A 19570-nucleotide genomic window follows, 5' to 3' on the forward strand; every position below is an offset into this window, starting at 1 on the left:
GCGGTGCAAATCAACGGTGAAGCACGACGGCGTGACACGGCCGCGTAACACGACCCTCCAGTGGGGCGCCCGGCCGGCTGCAGCACCGTCCCGGATAACCCGGCCTAGTACGCTTGGACCAGACCCCAACCGCCCCCGCCGCCGCCCGGCGCCGCAACCGAACGGAACAGCCGTGACCATTTCTGACCTGCCCCGCGTGCACATTGCTACCGACCACGCCGGAATGGAGCTCAGCGCCCACCTGGTCAGCCACCTCAGCGCCAAGGGCTACGAAGTGGTGGACCATGGACCGACGGTCTACGACGCCCTGGATGACTACCCGTCGTTCTGCATCAACGCCGCCCTCGCTGTCGTCGCGGACCAGGACGCCGGAACCCACGCCCTGGGCATCGTCCTCGGCGGCTCGGGCAACGGCGAACAGATCGCCGCCAACAAGGTCAAGGGCGTCCGCGCCGCGCTGGCCTGGAACCTTTCCACCGCCCAGCTGGCGCGTGAGCACAACGACGCCAACGTGGTCGCCGTCGGCGGCCGCCAGCACAGCGTGGACGAGGCGACGGAAATCATCGAGGCGTTCCTGGCCGAACCCTTCAGTAACGATGAGCGCCACGTCCGCCGGATCGGCAAGATCGCCACGTACGAGCGCACCGGCGAGGTCATCGACTAGTGCCGGAAGGACATTCCGTCCACCGGCTCGCCCGCCAGTTCGCGGACGTTTTCACGGGGGGAGCGGCTCGCGGTCTCCAGCCCGCAGGGCCGGTTTGCCCAGGGTGCGGCGCTGCTGGACGGCCACACCCTCGTCGGTTCCGTGGCGCACGGGAAGCACCTCTTCCTGGAGTTCGAGCACGGGCTGGTCCTGCACGTCCACCTAGGCCTCTATGGCGCCTGGGATTTCGGCGGCGACGCCACCTTCCGCGGCGCGTCCAGCATCGGCGCACCCCGGAAGGTGGGGGAGCGGGAAGTCTACGACGACGGCGGTGCGGCCGAGTCCGCCGCGTACTCCGGCCCGCCGGCGCCGGTTGGCGCCGTCCGTGTCCGGCTCGCCGGTGCGCACGGCTGGGCTGATCTGCGGGGCGCGACCACGTGCGAGGCGATCACGGAAGCGGAGGCGGCCGCCGTGCTGGCGCGGCTTGGCCCGGACCCGCTGCGGAACCTTCCGGGCGACCGGGACGCCTTCACCGCCACGGTGGCGGGCAAACGCACGCCGCTGGCGGCCCTACTCATGGACCAAAAGGTGATTGCCGGCGTCGGGAACGTCTACCGGGCCGAACTGCTGTTCCGGCAGCGCCTCAACCCCTGGCTGCCCGGGGTCGAATTGTCACCGGACGCAACGCACCGGCTCTGGGACGACACCGCGGCCATGATGTCCGACGGCGTCCGGGACGGCCGGATCATCACGACGCCGCGGCTCTATTGGAACAGGACCGGGACCGGCGCCTCCCGTGGCGTTCTGCCCGCCCCGGAAGAGTCGCATTTCGTCTACCGGCGGCACGGACTCGACTGCCGGGACTGCGGGACGCCGGTGGCCCTGACCGAACTCGGCGCCCGTAAGCTCTACTGGTGCCCCGCCTGCCAGCAGGCCTGAGCCGGCATATATGCCCCAGGCAGGAAGTGTGCATGAAAAAAGCCCCTCCGGAGAGGGGCTTTATTTCGTCATATTTCTGAGGGGACGACGGGAATCGAACCCGCGTAATCAGTTTGGAAGACTGAGGCTTTACCATTAAGCTACGTCCCCGGGATCTCACTGCCACTCCGGCAAACTTCCGGGCGGCTGTTCAAGCCGGATACAACTAAACCTAATGCAGGGCCCCGGTGTCAAATGTGCAAATGGGCGCAGTATGACCGTAGACTGTTCTGTGCACTTACGGGGTGTAGCTCAGCTTGGCTAGAGCGCCTGCTTTGGGAGCAGGAAGTCGCAGGTTCAAATCCTGTCACCCCGACTCTGCAAGCACTGCCAGCACGTGGCAATGCAGAACCCTATCCCCCCACACCAGGAGTACTTAGACTGTGAAGAGCGCTGTCGAGAACCTCACCCCCACGCGGGTCAAGCTCAATGTTGAGGTCCCCTTTGAGGAATTGAAGCCCAGCATCGCAGAGGCATACAAGACTGTTGCTTCGCAGATCCAGGTCCCCGGTTTCCGCAAGGGCAAGGTCCCCTCCAAGCTCATTGACCAGCGCGTTGGCCGCGGCTACGTCCTGGAGACGGCCATCAACGAAGGCCTCAACGGCTGGTACCAGGCCGCCGTGCAGGAAACCGGCATCCGCCCCCTGAGCCGTCCCGAGGTCGAGATCACCGAGGTTCCGGACCCGTCCGCCACCGACGGCGAACTCAAGTTCCACGCCGAGGTTGACATCCGCCCCGAGATCGAACTGCCCGACTACGCCGGCATCAAGGTTGAGGTCGCCGCCGCCGAGTCTTCGGACGCCGACGTCGACAAGGCGCTGGACGAGCTCCGCGGCCGCTTCGGCACGCTGAAGTCCGTGGACCGCCCGGCCGCCGATGGTGACTTCCTGACGATCGACATCGCAGCCTCGATCGACGGCGCCGACGTTGACTCCGCCTCCGGCCTGTCCTACCAGGTTGGCGCCGGCACCATGCTCGAAGGCCTCGACGAGGCCGTCACCGGCCTCAGCGCCGACGAAGACGCCATCTTTGACACCACGCTGGTCGGCGGCGAGCACGCCGGCGAGTCCGCTCAGGTCAAGGTCACCGTCAAGGCTGTCAAGGAGCGCGAGCTCCCCGTCGCCGACGACGACTTCGCCCAGCTCGCCAGCGAATTCGACACCCTGGCCGAACTCCGTGAGGACCTCGCCAAGCAGGCCGCCGAGTCCAAGGTTGTAGACCAGGGCGTCGAGGCCCGCGACAAGGTCCTGGACAAGCTCGTTGAGCTCGTCGAGGTTCCCGTCCCGGCCTCGATCGTCGAAGAGCAGCTTGAGCAGCACTTCAACGCCGAAAACGCCCACGGTGAAGGTGAGCACGACACCGAGGAGCACCGCGCCGAGGTCAAGGCCAACACCGAGCGCGCCTTCCAGAACGAGATCATCCTTGACGCCATCGCCGAAAAGGAAGAAGTCAACGTCAGCCAGAACGAGCTGATCGACTACATCGTCACCACCGCCAGCCAGTACGGCATGGACCCGAACCAGTTCGCCCAGATCATCGATCAGAGCGGCCAGGTGCCCATGATGGTTTCCGAGGTCCGCCGCCGCAAGGCACTGGCCGTCGTTTTGGGCCAGGCCGAGGTTACCGACTCCGAGGGCAACAAGGTTGACCTGAGCGACTTCGTCCGCCCCGGCGACGAGGCTGCCCCGGCCGCCGAGTCCGTTGAGGAAGAAGCAGCCGCAGAAGATGCAGCCACCGAGGCCACGCCGAGCGATGACCCCGCAGCAGTGAAGTTCTAGCATTACCGCTGACGGCCCCCGGATCACCGATCCGGGGGCCGTTCGTTTTAAGCCCGCGCCTTTGCGGCCATGCCCCGCCGGGACGCTCCGTTCAGGGCCGCGAAGGCCGCGCCATCGGGACCCGGCGTGCGCGGTCCCGGCAATCGTGCGCCGTCAGCGAACAGCCCGGCGCCAGCGAACAAAGCGGGCGTGAAAACGGTTAGTGTCGCTGTAGGAAAGTTCAGTGACGTCGTCCAGTGGCGTCACCGTCGCCAGCGAGAGGTAAGTACATATGTCACAGCAAGCAGGGGCACCCCGGATGGCCACGGTCGATCCGGCAGCCCAGGATAACTACATTTACAACCGCCTGCTGAAAGAGCGCATCATCTGGCTCGGCTCCGAGGTCCGCGACGACAACGCCAACGCGATCTGCTCCCAGCTGCTGCTGCTCTCGGCGGAGAATCCCGAACGGGACATCTACCTTTACATCAACTCACCCGGCGGTTCCGTCACCGCCGGCATGGCCATCTATGACACCATGCAGTTCATCCCGAACGATGTTGTCACGGTTGCCACCGGCCTCGCCGCGTCCATGGGCCAGTTCCTGCTCTCCTCCGGCACCAAGGGCAAGCGCTACGCCACCCCCAACGCCCGCATCCTCATGCACCAGCCCTCCGGCGGCATCGGCGGCACGGCGTCGGACATCAAGATCCAGGCCGAGCTGATCCTGCACATGAAGAAGGTCATGGCCGAGCTGACCGCTGACCAGACCGGCCAGAGCGTGGACACCATCCTCAAGGACAACGACCGCGACAAGTGGTTCACGGCCCCGGAAGCCCTCGAATACGGCTTCTTCGACAAGATCGCGGCGCACGCCGGATCCGTGGCCGGCGGCGGCGGAACCAACGCCAACGGCTCCGGCAACAGCGGCGGCGCTGCGACAGCCACCGAGAACTGACCGGCAGGTAGACAGCAATGAATTCAGGAGCAATGAACATGAACTACAACTTCGGTTCGACTGCCGGCAACCTGCCGAGCAGCCGCTACGTGCTGCCCCAGTTCGAAGAGCGCACCCCCTACGGCTTCAAGCGCCAGGACCCGTACACCAAGCTGTTCGAGGACCGCATCATCTTCCTCGGCGTGCAGGTCGACGACGCCTCGGCGGACGACGTCATGGCCCAGCTGCTGGTGCTCGAGTCCACCGACCCGGACCGCGACATCACGCTGTACATCAACTCGCCGGGCGGTTCCTTCACCGCCATGACCGCGATCTACGACACCATGACGTACATCCGGCCCGAGATCCAGACCGTCTGCCTTGGCCAGGCGGCCAGCGCCGCCGCCGTGCTGCTCGCGGCCGGCACGCCGGGCAAGCGCCTGGCGCTGCCGAACGCCCGCGTGCTGATCCACCAGCCCTCACTGTCCGGCGGACAGGGCGGGCAGGCCTCGGACCTGGAGATCCAGGCCGCCGAGGTCATGCGCATGCGCTCCTGGCTCGAGGACACGCTGGCCAAGCACTCCGGCCGGACGCCGGAGCAGGTCAATAATGACATCGAGCGGGACAAGATCCTCACGGCCGCCGAGGCCATGCAGTACGGCCTCATTGACCAGGTCCTGGATTCCCGCAAGATCAAGCCCCAGGCAATCGCGCGCTAATCAGCAATTCGCGACGCCGGTGCGGCAGTTTTACTTGGCCGCACCGGTGTCCGCTTTCCACCCAACGGGCCCAAAGTGACCTAGAGTGGATCATGTCACAGCCAGCAGCAAGCTACTAAAGGGGTTCACACATGGCTCGGATTGGCGAGAGCACTGATCTGCTGAAGTGTTCTTTCTGCGGAAAGAGCCAGAAGCAGGTCCGCAAGCTCATTGCCGGGCCCGGCGTCTACATCTGCGACGAGTGCATCGAACTCTGCAACGAGATCATCGAAGAGGAACTCGCGGAAGTAGCTGACCTGGGCAGTTTCGAACTGCCCAAGCCCCGCGAGATCTTTGATTTCCTGCAGGAATATGTGATTGGCCAGGAACCCGCCAAGCGGTCGCTCGCCGTCGCGGTCTACAACCATTACAAGCGGATCCAGGCCGGCCACGCGCCGAAGAGCGGCAGCCTCGCCGACGGCGTGCACCACGACGACGTCGAGATCGCCAAGTCCAACATCCTGCTGATCGGCCCCACCGGCTGCGGCAAAACGTATCTGGCCCAAACCCTCGCCCGCCGCCTCAACGTCCCGTTCGCCGTGGCCGACGCGACGGCCCTGACGGAGGCCGGTTACGTCGGCGAGGACGTTGAGAACATCCTCCTCAAGCTCATCCAGGCCGCTGACTATGACGTCAAGAAGGCCGAGCAGGGCATCATCTACATCGATGAGATCGACAAGATCTCACGCAAGAGCGAAAATCCGTCCATCACCCGGGACGTCTCGGGCGAGGGCGTGCAGCAGGCGCTCCTGAAAATTCTCGAGGGCACGGTGGCCTCAGTCCCGCCGCAGGGCGGACGCAAGCACCCGCACCAGGAGTTCATCCAGATCGACACCACCAACGTGCTGTTCATCGTGGCCGGCGCTTTCGCGGGGCTCGAGGACATCATCGGTTCGCGGTCCGGGCGCAAGGGCATCGGCTTCGGCGCCCCGCTCAACGAAGTCAAGAACACCACGGATTCCTACGGCGAGGTCATGCCGGAAGACCTGCTCAAGTTCGGGCTGATCCCGGAATTCATCGGCCGCCTGCCCGTCATCACCACCGTCTCCAACCTGGACCGCGCGGCGCTCATCCAGATCCTGTCCACGCCGAAGAATGCCCTCGTCAAGCAGTACCAAAAGATGTTCCAGCTCGACGGCGTCGAGCTCATCTTCGAGGACGAGGCCCTCAACACCATTGCCGACCAGGCACTGGAGCGCGGCACCGGAGCCCGTGGGCTCCGCGCCATCATGGAGGAAGTCCTGCTCCCGGTCATGTTCGACCTCCCCAGCCGCGACGACGTCGCCAGCGTCGTGATCACGGAAGAGGTCGTGACCAAGAAGGCAGCGCCCACGTTGATCGCCCACGACGAGGTCAAGCGCCGCAAGTCCGCCTGATCGCCTGCCTCAATTGGAATAGCTCACTCGGAATAAATCATCCGTACCGGTCGCTGTGACCTTTGGTGCGCCGTGTAGGTGATCCACGCCAGCGCGCCATCCCCGCAGACTTCCTAAAGGAGAACACCTGTGTCTGAAACCTTGACCAACAAAGCCGACTTCTGGTTCGACCCGATGTGCCCCTTCGCCTGGGTCACCTCCCGCTGGATTGGCGAAGTCGAAGAAGTCCGCGACATCAAGACCGAGTGGCATGTGATGAGCCTCGCCGTGCTCAATGAGGGCCGCGAGGAGCTGCCCGAGCAGTACCGCGAGTTCATGAAGAAGGCGTGGGCTCCCGTCCGCGTCATCACCGCCGCCGCTGAACAGCACGGTGCGCAGTACATCAAGCCGCTCTACGACTCCATGGGCACCAAGATCCACAACGAGGGCATCAAGGATATCGACGAGGTGATCGCCAAGTCCCTGGCCGAGGCAGGCCTGCCGGCCGAGCTTGCGGCCGCCGGCCAGAGCGACGAATTCGATGCGCAGCTCCGCGCCAGCCACGAGGCAGGCATCTCGCTGGTCGGACAGGACGTCGGCACCCCCGTCGTCGCCTTCAACGGCACGGCCTTCTTCGGCCCTGTCCTGACCCGCATCCCGCGCGGCGAGGAAGCCGGACAGATCTGGGACGCCACGGTGACCCTGGCATCCTTCCCCTACTTCTTCGAAATCAAGCGCAGCCGGACCGAAAGCCCGGTCTTCAACTAGGCCTGAAGGCAGCGCGACGGGCACCCTGCCCGGCCTTTCGGGAGCCCCGGTAGAACTACTCCGATGTAGTTCTACCGGGGCCCTTGTGCATCGCAAACCGGGGGACAACAATAGAACTTACCCACTTCGCAAGAAGAGGGACGCGGGAACCAAAGATTCAGTGACACTCATCCGACGCAGCCTTCGGCAAAGTCAGATGATGGCTACCAGTGACGAGGTAGGAAGACCTGGAAGTCTAAGGATCCCGCCAGATTGTCTAAGACGTCACGTGACAATCGAAAAGTCGAAGCCCCACCAACGGCTAACGCTGATGGGGCTTCCCCTTTGCCCGAAAACTGGTCAGAGTGTGCCAATGAGTAGCGTCCAGAGCAGTGAACCAATCGCGGCTTACGCCCTCCTGTCCGACTGCTGCTCAGGTGCGCTGGTGAGCGTGGCCGGCTCCGTGGACTGGCTGTGCTTCCCCCGCTTTGACAGCCCCTCGGTGTTTGGGCGGATCCTCGGCCCGGAGGCGGGATTCTGGTCGATCCGGCCCGCCGGCGCCCACTCCACGACCCGGCGTTACCTCGGACCCACGATGGTCCTGGAAACCACCCACACCACCGCCGGGGGATGCGTGACCGTCACGGATGCCCTCGCCCTAGGGGAGGGCCGGCGCGGCCACGAGCTCGGCGCAGACTCCCCGGGCACCCTATTGCGCCAGGTGTCCTGCACACAGGGCTCCGTCGATGTCGACGTCGTCCTGTGCGCCCGGCCCGACTACGGCCTCGCCAGGCCGGTGCTCACCTGGCCCTTGCTCCGTGGCGCCGACGGCGGGTTCCTGGTCCGTGCGGGGGACGTGGTGCTGTCGGTCTCGACCCCGGCAGCGTTCCAGCTGAGTACCGACGCCAAGACTGATACTGTGCGCGCACGCCTCAGCCTCCGCGCCGGAGACGTTGCAGGCTTTGCCCTCCACTCCCAGACCCGCGATTCCCAGACCCGCGACGCCAAGACCGGCGACGCCAAGGCAGGCGGGAACGGCGCCCCTATGTTCTGGAGCCAGGCTGAGATTGGGCGCAGGGTTGAGGACACCGTGCAGGGCTGGACCAGCTGGTCCGGGATTCACCAGAACTACCGCGGCCCGTGGCAGGAGCTCGTCGCCTGCAGCGGAAGGATCCTGCAGGCGCTGAGCTACTACCCGAGCGGCGCGATCGTGGCCGCCCCGACCACGTCGCTGCCGGAGGTGGCCGGCGGCACACGCAACTGGGACTACCGTTACAGCTGGATCCGGGACGCCAGCATGACCCTGCAGGCCCTCTGGGTGGCGGCGTGCCCGGACGAGGCCGGAAGGTTCTTCCAGTTCCTGGCCACCGCGGCCGCCAACCAACTGGCCGCCGGCGAGGAACTGCAGATCATGTTCGGCATTGGCGGGGAGCGGGAACTCCCCGAACGCGTGCTCGCCCACCTGCCGGGCTGGCGCGCCAGCTCCCCGGTCCGGGTGGGCAACGGCGCCTGGAACCAGCGCCAGCTCGACGTCTACGGCGAGCTCCTCGACGCCGCCGCGACCTTGCCGGAGTATCTCGCGGAGCTGGCACCGGAGACCCGGAAGTTCCTCGCCGACGCCGCGGACACGGCCGCCGCCCGCTGGCGGTCCGCGGACCACGGCATCTGGGAAGTCCGCGGCGAACCGCGCCACTACCTGCACTCCAAGCTCATGTGCTGGGTCGCCGTGGACCGCGCGATCTCCCTGGCAGGAATCCTGCAGTCAACCGAAAGGATTCCGCGCTGGACCCAGGCGCGGGATGAGATTGCGGCGTCCATCCGCACCGAGGGATGGAGCGCGGCGGCGCATGCCTACACCCAGGCGTACGGCTCCGAGGACCTCGATGCCTCCGCCTTAATGCTCGCCATCGTGGGATTCCTGCCGGCCGATGATCCGGGCATCATCGCCACAATTGAGGCGATCGAGGACCGGCTGACGGACCCTCGCGGCCTCGTCTACCGCTACCTGGCCGACGACGGCATGGCAGGGGAGGAGGGCACGTTCCTGCTGTGCACGTTCTGGCTGGCGCACGCCCTGGCCCTCGCCGGACGCCCCCAACGCGCGCGGGCCGTCTTCGAGCGGGCGGCCGCGTTTGCCACCGACCTGGGCCTGATGGCCGAAGAGGTCGCCCCGGACAGCAGCGAGCTCCTGGGCAACTTCCCGCAGGCTTTCAGCCACATCGGCCTCGTCAACGCTGCCTGGGCGATCAGCCAGGCCGAGGACCGCGCCGCTGCGCCCTAACCCTGCCGGAGGGCTTGGTGGGAACAAATGAGGGCGCCGTGCCAGGTTTCCCTGGCACGGCGCCCCCGTCAGTTTCCGGAAATCAGCGTCAGTCTCCGGAAATCAGTTTCCGGATGGCCCGCCGGCCTTATGCCTGGGCAGGCGGCTCGGCAGGTGCCAGTACGACGTCGCTGACGGCCAGTTCGCCCTCGCCGGCGACGAGCGCCAGTTCACGCGCGTTGGCGGCGGCCTTGAGGTCGGCGAGGCCAGCCTTCAGCTGGGTCGTGAGGGATTCCGAGGCCGTGATCGTCGCGGACAGCACCTCGGTGCGCTGCTTGACCTTGGCCTCTGACTTGGCCTTGCGGATGCCGCTGAGCGCGGTACCGACAGTGGCCAGGAGGGTCGTGTCGCCGTCGACCGCTATGGCGGAGGGCCACTGGGCGCGGTGCACGGAACCGGTGCGCCACCAGCCCCAGACTTCCTCCGTGGCGAACGGCAGGAACGGCGCGAAGAGCCGCAGGAGGGTGTCCAGGCTCGTCGCGAGGGCGGCCAGCACGGACGCCTGCTGCTCCTCGCCGGCCGCACCATAGGCGCGGTCCTTGATGAGCTCCACGTAGTCGTCCGTGAAGTTCCAGAAGAAGCTCTCGGTGATCTGCAGGGCACGGGCGTAGTCGTAGCCCTCGAACGCCTTGGTGGCCTGGGTGACGACGTCGGCGAGCTGGGCCAGGACGGCCCGGTCCAGCGGGTTGCTCAGGACCGACAGGTCACCGGAAACGACGGAGTCCTCGGTGGCACCCAGGTTCAGGACGAACTTGGAGGCGTTGAGCAGCTTGATCGCCAGGCGGCGGCCGATCTTCATCTGCGCGATCTCGTAGGCGGTGTCCGCGCCGAGTTTGGCCGAGGCCGCCCAGTAGCGCACCGCGTCCGAGCCGTACTCCTCCAGCACATCCGTGGGCACAATGACGTTGCCCTTGGACTTGGACATCTTCTTCCGGTCCGGGTCCAGGATCCAGCCGGAGATGGCCGCGTGCTTCCACGGTGCGGTGTTCTGCAGCGCGTCCGCGCGGACGGCGGAGGAGAACAGCCAGGTTCGGATGATGTCATGGGCCTGCGGGCGCACGTCGAAGGGGAAGACCTTCGCGAAGAGCGCCTCGTCGGTGCTCCAGCCGCCCACAATCTGCGGCGTCAGCGAGGACGTGGCCCAGGTGTCGAGGACGTCCGCGTCTCCGGTGAAGCCGCCAGGCACATCGCGCTGGGCTTCCTCGTAGCCGGGGGCCGCATCCGCCGCGGGGTCCACGGGGAGCTGCGCGTCGGACGGGACGATCGGTGCATCGTATTCGGGGTTGCCGGCGGCATCCAGGGGGTACCAGACCGGTACCGGCACGCCGAAGAAGCGCTGGCGGGACACGAGCCAGTCGCCATTGAGCCCCGAGATCCAGTTCTCGTAGCGGGAGCGCATGAAGGCGGGGTGGAACTCGATCTCGTTGCCGCGGCCGATCAGCCTTTCGCGGCGGTCCTCGTCGCGGCCGCCGTTGCGGATGTACCACTGGCGCGAGGTAACGACCTCGAGGGGCTTGTCGCCCTTCTCGAAGAAGTTCACCGGGTGCATGATCTTCTTGGGCTCGCCGTCGAGCAGGTCCGCGGCCGCCAGGAGCTCCACCACGGCTTCCTTGGCGCTGAACACCGTCTTGCCGGCGATGGCCGCGAAGTTGGCGCGGCCTTCTTCGGTGGTGATCCACTCCGGGGTCTCGCCGAGGATGCGGCCGTCGCGGCCCACGATTGCGCGGGTGGGCAGCTGCAGTTCGCGCCACCAGGTGACGTCGGTGAGGTCACCGAAGGTGCAGACCATCGCGGCGCCAGAGCCCTTGTCCGCCTTGGCGAGCGGGTGGGCCTTGACCTCTACCTCGACGCCGAACAGTGGAGAGGTGACCTTCTTGCCGAACAGCGGCTTGTAGCGCTCGTCGTCGGGGTTCGCCACAAGCGCGGCGCAGGCAGCCAACAGCTCCGGTCGGGTGGTCTCGATGTAAATCTTCTCGCCGTCTTCGGTGAAGAACGGGTAGCGGTAGTAGGCGCCGGCGACTTCGCGGTCCTCAAGCTCGGCCTGGGCCACCGCGGTGCGGAACGTGACATCCCACAAGGTGGGCGCCTCGGCCATGTACGCGTCGCCGGCGGCCAGGTTTGCCAGGAAGGCGCGCTGCGAGATCGCGCGGGACTTGTCATCGATGGTCCGGTAGGTCAGGTCCCAGTCCACGGACAAGCCCAGGGTCCGGAACAGGTGCTCGAAGACCTTCTCGTCCTCGACAGCGAGCTCTTCGCACAGCTCGATGAAGTTCCGGCGCGAGACGACGTCGAAGTCGCGCTGGTTCTTGGCGGGCTCGGCCGGGGGGCGGTAGCCGGCGTCGTACGTGACGGTGGGGTCGCAGCGCACGCCGTAGTAGTTCTGCACGCGGCGCTCGGTGGGCAGGCCGTTGTCGTCCCAGCCCATGGGGTAGAAGACGTTCTTGCCGGTCATGCGCTGGTAGCGCGCCACGACGTCGGTCTGCGTGTAGGAGAACATGTGTCCGACGTGGAGGGATCCCGACGCCGTGGGCGGGGGAGTGTCGATCGAGTAGACCTGCTCCCGGGTGGTGTCCGGGTTGAACTTGTAGGTCCCTTCGTCAAGCCAGCGCTGCGTGAGCGCGACTTCCAGCCCCTCCAGGGCGGGCTTGTCCGGAACGTTGATGGGGGCGGTGGTGGGCGTGTCTGTACCCTGCGTGTCTTCAGCCATGGGCTCAATTCTCCATTATTTCCACCCGAACGTACCAACGGTGGGATGTTTGAGAGTACTGAGGACTGCTAGCGGCCCTGCAGTAGCATGCGCAGATGGGCAATTCTCAAGGAAGTTCTGCCGGAATCTTCGCGATCAAGCGCATCTATGACGACCCTTCCGGCGACGACGGCTGCCGGGTCCTGGTGGACCGGCTCTGGCCGCGGGGAGTCAGCAAGGAACGGGCCCAACTGGAGCTCTGGCTCAAGGACGTGGCGCCGTCCCCGCCGCTGCGCAAGGAATTCGGGCACATGCGGGAACGGTTCGCGGATTTCCGGGCGGCCTACGAAGCGGAGCTTGAGGGCAACCCCGCCGTGCAGACGCTCCGGGACCTCGCCGCGGAGCACGGGAAAGTGACGCTGCTGTTCGGTGCGCGGGACCCGGAGACCAACCATGCCCGGGTGCTGAAGGAGTTCCTGGAGCACGGCAGCAACAGTAGGAAATGAGCCCGACAATGCCGTTAGGGTGGTGCCATGACTGAGGGAATCCACAACAGCGCAGAAGTAGTCACGGCAAAAGTAGCCAAAGCAGCAGTAGTCACCGGCGCCAGCACCGGGATCGGCGAGGCCACGGTGCGTGCGCTCCGCAAAGAAGGCTGGACCGTGTTCGCCGTCGCCCGCCGTGCCGACCGGCTCGAGGCGCTCGCCGCCGAAACCGGCGCCGTCGCCCTTCCCGCCGACGTGACCGACGACGCCGATGTGGCCCGGCTGCTCGACGAGGTGACCCGGGCCGGCGGCATCGACACCCTGATCAACATCGCCGGCGGTGCCCGCGGCGCCGACAAGGTTGCCGGAGCCAAGACCGAGGACTGGGAATGGATGTTCCAGGTCAACGTGCTGGGCAGCATGAAGCTGATCCGCGCGTTCCTGCCCATGCTGCGTGCCTGCGGTGAAGGTACCGTGCTGAACCTGACCTCCACCGCCGGGCTCTCGGCCTATGAGGGCGGCGGGGGCTACAACGCGGCCAAGTTCGCCCAGCACGCCCTGACCGGCGCCCTGCGGCTGGAAGAGGCCGAGCACAACCTCCGCGTGATCGAGGTGGCTCCCGGCCTGGTGCAGACCGAGGAGTTCGCCCTGAACCGCCTCGGCGACCAGGACGCCGCGGCCAAGGTCTACCAGGGAGTCGAGAAGCCGCTGACGGCCGCCGACGTCGCCGATGTGGTCCGCTACGCCGTCGTGGCGCCGCACCACATCAACCTGGACCAGATCGTGATCCGCCCGGTGGCGCAGGCGGCCAACTACAAGCTGATCCGCAAGAGCCAGTAGGGGGCAGGTCTGGGCCCGGATCCAGGCGCGGGGAGTGGGGGCGTCCGGGGGCGACACCGGACGTTCACCGTGGCGTGGTGCGCTGGTCAGGCTGCGCTGGTCCGGAGTTGGCCGCGGCGGGGCAAGGTGGCCCGTGCAACTGCACACCACCAGAGTGGAGAACTTTCCCATGCGAACCCCGACGAAGCTCGGCGCTGCCGTACTCAGCGCAGCCCTGCTCCTCGCCGCCCCAGTCCAAGCAAACGCGGCCCAGGCCCACGCGGCCGACACCAACACCAACGGCCAGGACAACCACTTTGATCTCCAGGCCCACCGCGGCGGCATCGGCCTGACTGTCGAGTCAACGCTGGCGTCCTTCGCCAAGGGGATCGAGACCGGCGTCTCCACCCTCGAACTTGACCTGCAGATCACCAAGGACGGCCACGAGGTCATCACCCACGACCGCAAGATCAGCGGCCAGAAGTGCCTGGACACCGCCCCTGTCACGCCGAACGACCCCCAGTTCCCCTACGTCGGCAAGTACGTCAAGGACCTGACGTTCGCGCAGGTTCGCAGCCTGGACTGCGGCAGCCTCACGCTGCCCCAGTTCCCGGGGCAGGTTGCCTCGCCGGGCGCAAAGATGCCCACGCTGGCCGAGGTCTTCGCGTTGGCGGACTCCCACCACGCCAGCCAGGTGAAGTTCAACATCGAAACCAAGGTGGAGGCAGGCGCGCCGCAGGAAACCGCGCCGCGTGAGCAGTTCGTCGACGTCGCGCTCCGCGAAATCACGGCCGCCCACATGCAGAGCCGTGTCTCGATTGAGAGCTTCGACTGGGGCTCGTTGCGCCTGGTCCAACAGCGCGATCCCCAGATCCGCACCGTGGCCCTGACCAACAAGGACTTCCTCCAGGCAGGCCAGCCGGGCAAGTCGCCGTGGCTGGGCGGAATTGACGCCGATGACTTCGGCGGAGACCTCGTCGCCGCAGCCTCCTCCCTCGGCTTCGACGCCATCTCTCCGGTGCACGGCACGCCGCAGAACGGCGCCGTGACGGATCCGGGCTATGTTCCCTACGTCACCGCCAACATGGTCCGACGTGCCCACGCGGCCGGCATGCAGGTCATCCCGTGGACCGTGGATGACAAGCCCACCATGCGCGCGCTCATCGGCGCCGGAGTGGATGGGCTGATCACGGATTACCCGGACCGGCTGCGGGACGTGATGGCCGAGACCGGCATGAAACTGCCGCGCAGCTAGCCCTCCGCCGGGACGGACAGCGTGGCCAGCAGCGCCGCGTGGTCCGACCCGGCCACCGGCAGCACGGCATAGCCGCTGCTGAGCACCTGCGGGCCGGTCACGATGTGGTCGATCACCACGCCCGGCAACGGGGGACCGGCCATGGGCCAGGTCGGGACCAGGCGGGCCAGGGCCGCGGCGCCGGCGTCGACAAGGGGGCCGCCGGGCCGGATCCCGTCCTGGCCCTGAAGCATCTGGCGGAACTCGGCGTGGTCGAGGGTGGCGTTGAAGTCGCCCAGCAGCAGCATGTTGCCGGGACGGGCGGCAAGGCGGCCCAGGGCGGCCAATTCGCTCCGCCACTGCCCGGCCCGGCCCCACACCGGTGCCTTGGTGTGCACGTTGGTCACGGCGAGTGTGACCGGACGGCCGCCGGCGTCAAGCTCCAACTGCACCGTGGGCATGTGGAAGGCGGAACCGTCCACGGAGTCCAACGGAACGATCGGGCGGGCGGAGTACACGGCGCCGCCGCCCGCGCCGTCCCTCGAGCGGCTGATCCGGTGCGGAAGCAGCGCGCCCAGCCCTTCCGCATCCAACCGCTCTTCCAGGGCCGGGGCGAGTTCCTGGACGGCAAGGAGCCCGACGCCGTTTTCGCGCACCAGCCGAACCACCTCCGTGGCGTCCGCCTGGCCCTTCCACGCGTTGAGGGTCATGACCTTCAGTTCGGCCGCCGGCCGCTGTCCGGTGCCCTGTCCGATGGACTTTTCCTGTCCCTGCGAGGGACCCACCTGCCGGGCCAGGAACCGGTCCGCCACCCGGTCCGGCGGGAACAGCCAGAGCAGCTGCAAGGCCAGGAGGGCGCCAGCCGGGAGGGCAAGCCAGGGACGGCGCGCCCGCAGCCCCAGCAGGAAGGCCGCGCCGGCGGGGAGCACGAACCAGGGTGTGAAAGCCACGAGTTGGACCACCGGGGCAGGCCACGGCGCCGGGACCGCCCGGAAGACGGACACCACCGCAACGGGCGCGGCGCAGAGGGCAGAGGACACGTGCCAGCGTCGGCTGGGGCTGCGGCGCTTCACGGGTAGGCCCGGGGCGGCCGGGGGACGGTCATGGCATGAGTCTATGCAGTCGGGCCGCCGGCGTCGCCCCCTCAAAACGGAGTTTGCTGCGCTGCCTCAATGGAGCGTCGCCGCGGTGTGACTGCATTGGGTCAGTGAAACGCATTGTTTTCTCCGGTAACATCGACGTAGCAGCTTTGACCCGGCCATCACCGGTGAGCTTCCGGAAGAACACCCCCGCGGGCGGTGGAGACTCAGTCGCCACAACGCGTGCGTGGGCCAGTAGAACCGGACGGGTAAGCCCGTCACAGCAGTAATGAGCGGCCGACGCCGGTGCAGCCCCCTTCTCGAAGGGTGCGGACCGGTGGCGGTAAGTGAGGTGGTACCGCGGTCCGTTGGTGTCGAAAAGACAGCAGGGGCCGTCCTCGCATCCTGAATGCATGTGTTCACTAGCTCAACCCAGGATGTCGAGATGACTTATTACCCCAAGGCCTCCGCCGCAGGCGCCGGCTCCACCACCGCTGGCGTGTCCGCCTCCGTGAAGTTCCCGGAGATCGAAGAGCGCATCCTCAAATACTGGGACCAGGACGGCACCTTTCAGGCGAGCATCGACCAGCGGGACGCTGGTCAGGACGGGTCCAACGAATTCGTCTTCTACGACGGCCCGCCCTTCGCGAACGGCCTGCCGCACTACGGCCACCTCCTGACCGGCTACGCCAAGGACCTCGTGGGCCGCTACCAGACCCAGCGCGGCCGCCGGGTGGAGCGCCGGTTCGGCTGGGACACGCACGGCCTCCCCGCCGAGCTGGAAGCCATGAAGCAGCTGGGCATGACGGACAAGACCCAGATCGAGGCCATGGGCATCGACAAGTTCAACGACGCCTGCCGTGCCTCCGTCATGAAGTACGCCGACGAGTGGAAGAGCTACGTCACCCGGCAGGCGCGCTGGGTGGACTTCGAGAACGACTACAAGACGCTCAACGTCGAGTACATGGAATCCGTGCTGTGGGCCTTCAAGCAGCTGCACGAAAAGGGCCTGACCTACAACGGCTACCGCGTCCTGCCGTACTGCTGGAAGGACGAGACACCGCTGTCCAACCATGAGCTGCGCATGGACGACGACGTCTACAAGAACCGCCAGGACCAGACCGTCACGGTCACGTTCCCCATCACGGCGGGGGAGTCGGAGCTCTCCAGGCAGCTCGCCGGGGTGCAGGCGCTCGCCTGGACCACCACGCCCTGGACGCTGCCCACCAACCTGGCGCTCGCCGTCGGGCCCGCCATCAGCTACGTGGTCCTGCCTGCCGGCCCGCACGGGATCAAGGCCGCGGCGGCCGACGCGCCCGTCACAGGCAGCTTCCTGCTCGCCGCTGACCTCCTGGGCGCCTACGCCAAGGACCTCGGCTACGGCGACGGGGCCGAGGGCGCCGCCGCCGCGGAAGCGGCCATCACCTCCCGCCACACCGGCGCCGAGCTCGACGGCCTGAGCTACGAGCCGCTCTGGGACTACTTCCACGACGCCGAAAAGTACGGCACCGAGAACGCCTGGCGCTTCCTCGAGGCCGACTACGTCACCACCACCGACGGCACCGGCATCGTCCACCAGGCCCCCGCCTATGGTGAAGACGACCAGAAAATCTGTGAAGAGGCCGGCATCCCCGTGGTCCTCTCGGTCGACGAAGGCGCAAAGTTCCTCCCGCTCTTCGGCCACGGCGACCTCGCCGAAATCGCCGGACTGCAGGTGTTCGACGCCAACAAGCCCATCACCCAGGTGCTCCGCGCCCAGGGCCGCCTGGTCCGCCAGGCCAGCTACGAGCACAGCTACCCGCACTGCTGGCGCTGCCGCAACCCGCTGATCTACCGCGCCGTGTCCTCCTGGTACGTCGAGGTCACCAAGTTCAAGGACCGCATGTCCGAACTGAACCAGGAGATCAACTGGATCCCGGGCAACGTCAAGGACGGCCAGTTCGGCAAATGGCTCGCCAACGCCCGCGACTGGTCCATCAGCCGCAACCGCTACTGGGGCAGCCCCATCCCCGTCTGGCAGTCCACTGACCCCGACTACCCGCGCACCGACGTCTACGGCTCCCTGGCCGAGATCGAGGCCGACTTCGGCCGCCTGCCGCTGAACAACGACGGCCAGGTGGACCTGCACCGGCCGTTCATCGACGAGCTCACGCGCCCGAATCCGGATGACCCCCGCACCCCGGAAGAGGGCCAGTCCGTCATGCGCCGGGTCGAGGACGTCCTGGACGTCTGGTTCGACTCCGGCTCCATGCCCTACGGCCAGGTGCACTACCCGTTCCAGAACGAGGAATGGTTCGACACCCACAACCCAGCAGACTTCATCGTCGAGTACATCGGCCAGACCCGCGGCTGGTTCTACATGCTCCACATCCTTTCCACCGCGCTGTTCGACCGCCCGGCCTTCCGTAACGTCATCAGCCACGGCATCGTGCTGGGCTCGGACGGGCAGAAGATGTCCAAGAGCCTGCAGAACTACCCGGACGTCTCCGAGGTCCTGGACCGCGACGGCTCCGACGCCATGCGCTGGTTCCTGATGTCCAGCCCGATCCTCCGCGGCGGCAACCTCGTGGTCACCGAGCAGGGCATCCGCGACGGCGTCCGCCAGGTCATCCTTCCGCTGTGGAACGTGTACAGCTTCTTCACGCTGTACACGAACGCCGCCGATGGCGGGAACGGTTACGACGCGAAGCTGCGCTACGACGGCTACGCCGACACCCTGGACCAGTACCTCATGGCCAACACCGGGGACCTGGTCCGGAACATGACCGCCCAGTTGGACGGCTACGACATCTCCGGCGCCTGCGACGAGCTGCGCAGCTACCTGGACATGCTCACCAACTGGTACGTCCGCCGCAGCCGCCAGCGCTTCTTCGACGAGAGCGTGGACGCCTTCGACGCGCTCTACACCGCGCTGGAGACGGTCACCCGCGTGGCCGCCTCCCTGCTGCCGCTGGTCTCCGAGGAGATCTGGCGCGGCCTCACCGGCGGGCGCTCCGTGCACCTGGCCGACTGGCCGGACGCCGGACTGTTCCCGGCCAACCCGGGCCTGGTCGAAGCGATGGACCGCGTGCAGCAGATCTGCTCCACCGGCTCCTCGCTGCGCAAGGCCGCGAACCTGCGCGTGCGCCTGCCCCTGCAGGAACTCACCGTCGTGGCACCGGGCGCGGACGCGCTGGGAGGCTTTGCCGCCGTCGTCGCCGATGAACTGAACCTGCGCTCGGTGCGCCTGCTGGACGCCGAGAACGCCTCCCCGGAGGAGTTCGGCATCGAGCAGAAGCTCGTGGTCAACGCCCGGGCCGCCGGCCCGCGCCTGGGCAAGAACGTCCAGCAGGCCATCAAGGGCTCCAAGTCCGGCGACTGGTCGGTCAGCGAAGCCGGGGTGGTCACCGCCGGCGGCCTCGACCTCGAGCCGCAGGAATACACCCTGGAAACCGTCGTGGCTGAAGCCGCGGAGGGTGCCGGCTCACGCGCGGCGGCAGTGCTTCCCGGCGGCGGCTTCGTCGTCCTGAACACCGAGGTCACCCCGGAACTGGAGGCCGAAGGCCTGGCACGCGACATGGTCCGCGCTATCCAGCAGGCCCGCAAGGACGCCGGACTCAATGTCAGCGACCGGATCAGCACCTCCGTCACGGCCAAGCAGGACGTCGTCGAGGCCCTGCTGGCCAACGCGGAGCTGGTCAAGACCGAAACCCTGACCGTCGAGCTGGAAACTCTGGCGGCCGACATCAAGGAACCCCAGGTCAGTGTTGCAAAGAAAGTTGGAGCCTAAGCC

At 66.9% G+C, this 19570-nt stretch carries 13 protein-coding genes, 2 tRNA genes and 1 pseudogene; 13 read left to right on the forward strand and 3 right to left on the reverse strand.

Annotated elements, in window-relative coordinates; genetic code table 11:
- Positions 1–172 precede the first annotated feature (172 nt).
- Complete coding sequence (locus AC1DZQ_RS06030; protein ID WP_476962659.1) at positions 173–664, forward strand: ribose-5-phosphate isomerase; 492 nt, start codon at positions 173–175, stop codon at positions 662–664.
- Positions 664–1582: pseudogene (locus AC1DZQ_RS06035) on the forward strand (Fpg/Nei family DNA glycosylase). The gene AC1DZQ_RS06030 and the pseudogene AC1DZQ_RS06035 overlap by 1 nt, the downstream one beginning before the upstream one ends.
- A 79-nt stretch (positions 1583–1661) precedes the next feature.
- Here the strand turns inward: AC1DZQ_RS06035 and AC1DZQ_RS06040 are convergent.
- Positions 1662–1732: transfer RNA gene (locus AC1DZQ_RS06040), tRNA-Gly, on the reverse strand.
- A 130-nt stretch (positions 1733–1862) separates the two neighbouring features.
- On the opposite strand from AC1DZQ_RS06040, the gene AC1DZQ_RS06045 reads away from it, so the two are divergent.
- The 7 genes from AC1DZQ_RS06045 (at position 1863) to AC1DZQ_RS06075 (ending at position 9456) form a co-directional block, all read left to right on the forward strand.
- Positions 1863–1937: transfer RNA gene (locus AC1DZQ_RS06045), tRNA-Pro, on the forward strand.
- A gap of 67 nt (positions 1938–2004) precedes the next feature.
- Entirely contained in the window at positions 2005–3399 is a 1395-nt protein-coding gene (gene tig / locus AC1DZQ_RS06050; protein WP_476962660.1) for a trigger factor, read from the forward strand.
- A gap of 298 nt (positions 3400–3697) precedes the next feature.
- Complete coding sequence (locus AC1DZQ_RS06055) at positions 3698–4336, forward strand: ATP-dependent Clp protease proteolytic subunit (RefSeq protein WP_028277848.1); 639 nt, start codon at positions 3698–3700, stop codon at positions 4334–4336.
- Between the two features lie 38 nt (positions 4337–4374).
- The gene (locus AC1DZQ_RS06060) at positions 4375–5034 is read left to right on the forward strand and encodes an ATP-dependent Clp protease proteolytic subunit (RefSeq protein ID WP_026266422.1); all 660 of its coding nucleotides are present in this window, start codon (positions 4375–4377) and stop codon (positions 5032–5034) included.
- Positions 5035–5165: 131 nt separating this feature from the next.
- Entirely contained in the window at positions 5166–6449 is a 1284-nt protein-coding gene (gene clpX, locus AC1DZQ_RS06065; protein WP_476962661.1) for an ATP-dependent Clp protease ATP-binding subunit ClpX, read from the forward strand.
- Between the two features lie 129 nt (positions 6450–6578).
- Positions 6579–7196: a mycothiol-dependent nitroreductase Rv2466c family protein gene (locus tag AC1DZQ_RS06070; protein ID WP_476962662.1), complete on the forward strand. Its 618-nt coding sequence runs from the start codon at positions 6579–6581 to the stop codon at positions 7194–7196.
- A gap of 352 nt (positions 7197–7548) precedes the next feature.
- The gene (locus AC1DZQ_RS06075; RefSeq protein ID WP_476962663.1) at positions 7549–9456 is read left to right on the forward strand and encodes a glycoside hydrolase family 15 protein; all 1908 of its coding nucleotides are present in this window, start codon (positions 7549–7551) and stop codon (positions 9454–9456) included.
- 127 nt (positions 9457–9583) lie between these two features.
- Here AC1DZQ_RS06075 and valS read toward each other — a convergent pair whose 3' ends face one another.
- Positions 9584–12202 (reverse strand): valine--tRNA ligase, encoded by a 2619-nt coding sequence (gene valS, locus AC1DZQ_RS06080; RefSeq protein WP_476962664.1) that lies wholly within the window; start codon positions 12200–12202, stop codon positions 9584–9586.
- A gap of 95 nt (positions 12203–12297) precedes the next feature.
- Here valS and AC1DZQ_RS06085 point away from each other — a divergent pair, with 95 nt between their 5' ends.
- The 3 genes from AC1DZQ_RS06085 to AC1DZQ_RS06095 all read left to right on the forward strand — a co-directional run bounded on the left by AC1DZQ_RS06085 (position 12298) and on the right by AC1DZQ_RS06095 (position 14740).
- Positions 12298–12687 (forward strand): DUF488 domain-containing protein, encoded by a 390-nt coding sequence (locus tag AC1DZQ_RS06085; protein WP_476962665.1) that lies wholly within the window; start codon positions 12298–12300, stop codon positions 12685–12687.
- Positions 12688–12714: 27 nt separating this feature from the next.
- Positions 12715–13506 (forward strand): SDR family oxidoreductase, encoded by a 792-nt coding sequence (locus tag AC1DZQ_RS06090; protein WP_476962666.1) that lies wholly within the window; start codon positions 12715–12717, stop codon positions 13504–13506.
- A 169-nt stretch (positions 13507–13675) separates the two neighbouring features.
- Positions 13676–14740 (forward strand): glycerophosphodiester phosphodiesterase, encoded by a 1065-nt coding sequence (locus AC1DZQ_RS06095; protein ID WP_476962667.1) that lies wholly within the window; start codon positions 13676–13678, stop codon positions 14738–14740.
- On the opposite strand, the gene AC1DZQ_RS06100 is transcribed toward AC1DZQ_RS06095, so the two are convergent.
- Positions 14737–15759 (reverse strand): endonuclease/exonuclease/phosphatase family protein, encoded by a 1023-nt coding sequence (locus tag AC1DZQ_RS06100; protein ID WP_476962668.1) that lies wholly within the window; start codon positions 15757–15759, stop codon positions 14737–14739. The two genes, AC1DZQ_RS06095 and AC1DZQ_RS06100, sit on opposite strands and share 4 nt — an antisense overlap.
- Positions 15760–16243: 484 nt before the next feature.
- Between AC1DZQ_RS06100 and ileS the strand changes: the two genes are divergently transcribed.
- A complete protein-coding gene (gene ileS, locus AC1DZQ_RS06105; protein WP_476962669.1) occupies positions 16244–19567 on the forward strand; it encodes an isoleucine--tRNA ligase in 3324 nt (1107 codons plus the stop codon).
- Positions 19568–19570: the final 3 nt, after the last annotated feature.

This window comes from Arthrobacter sp. P1_C12_2, from assembly GCF_056406415.1.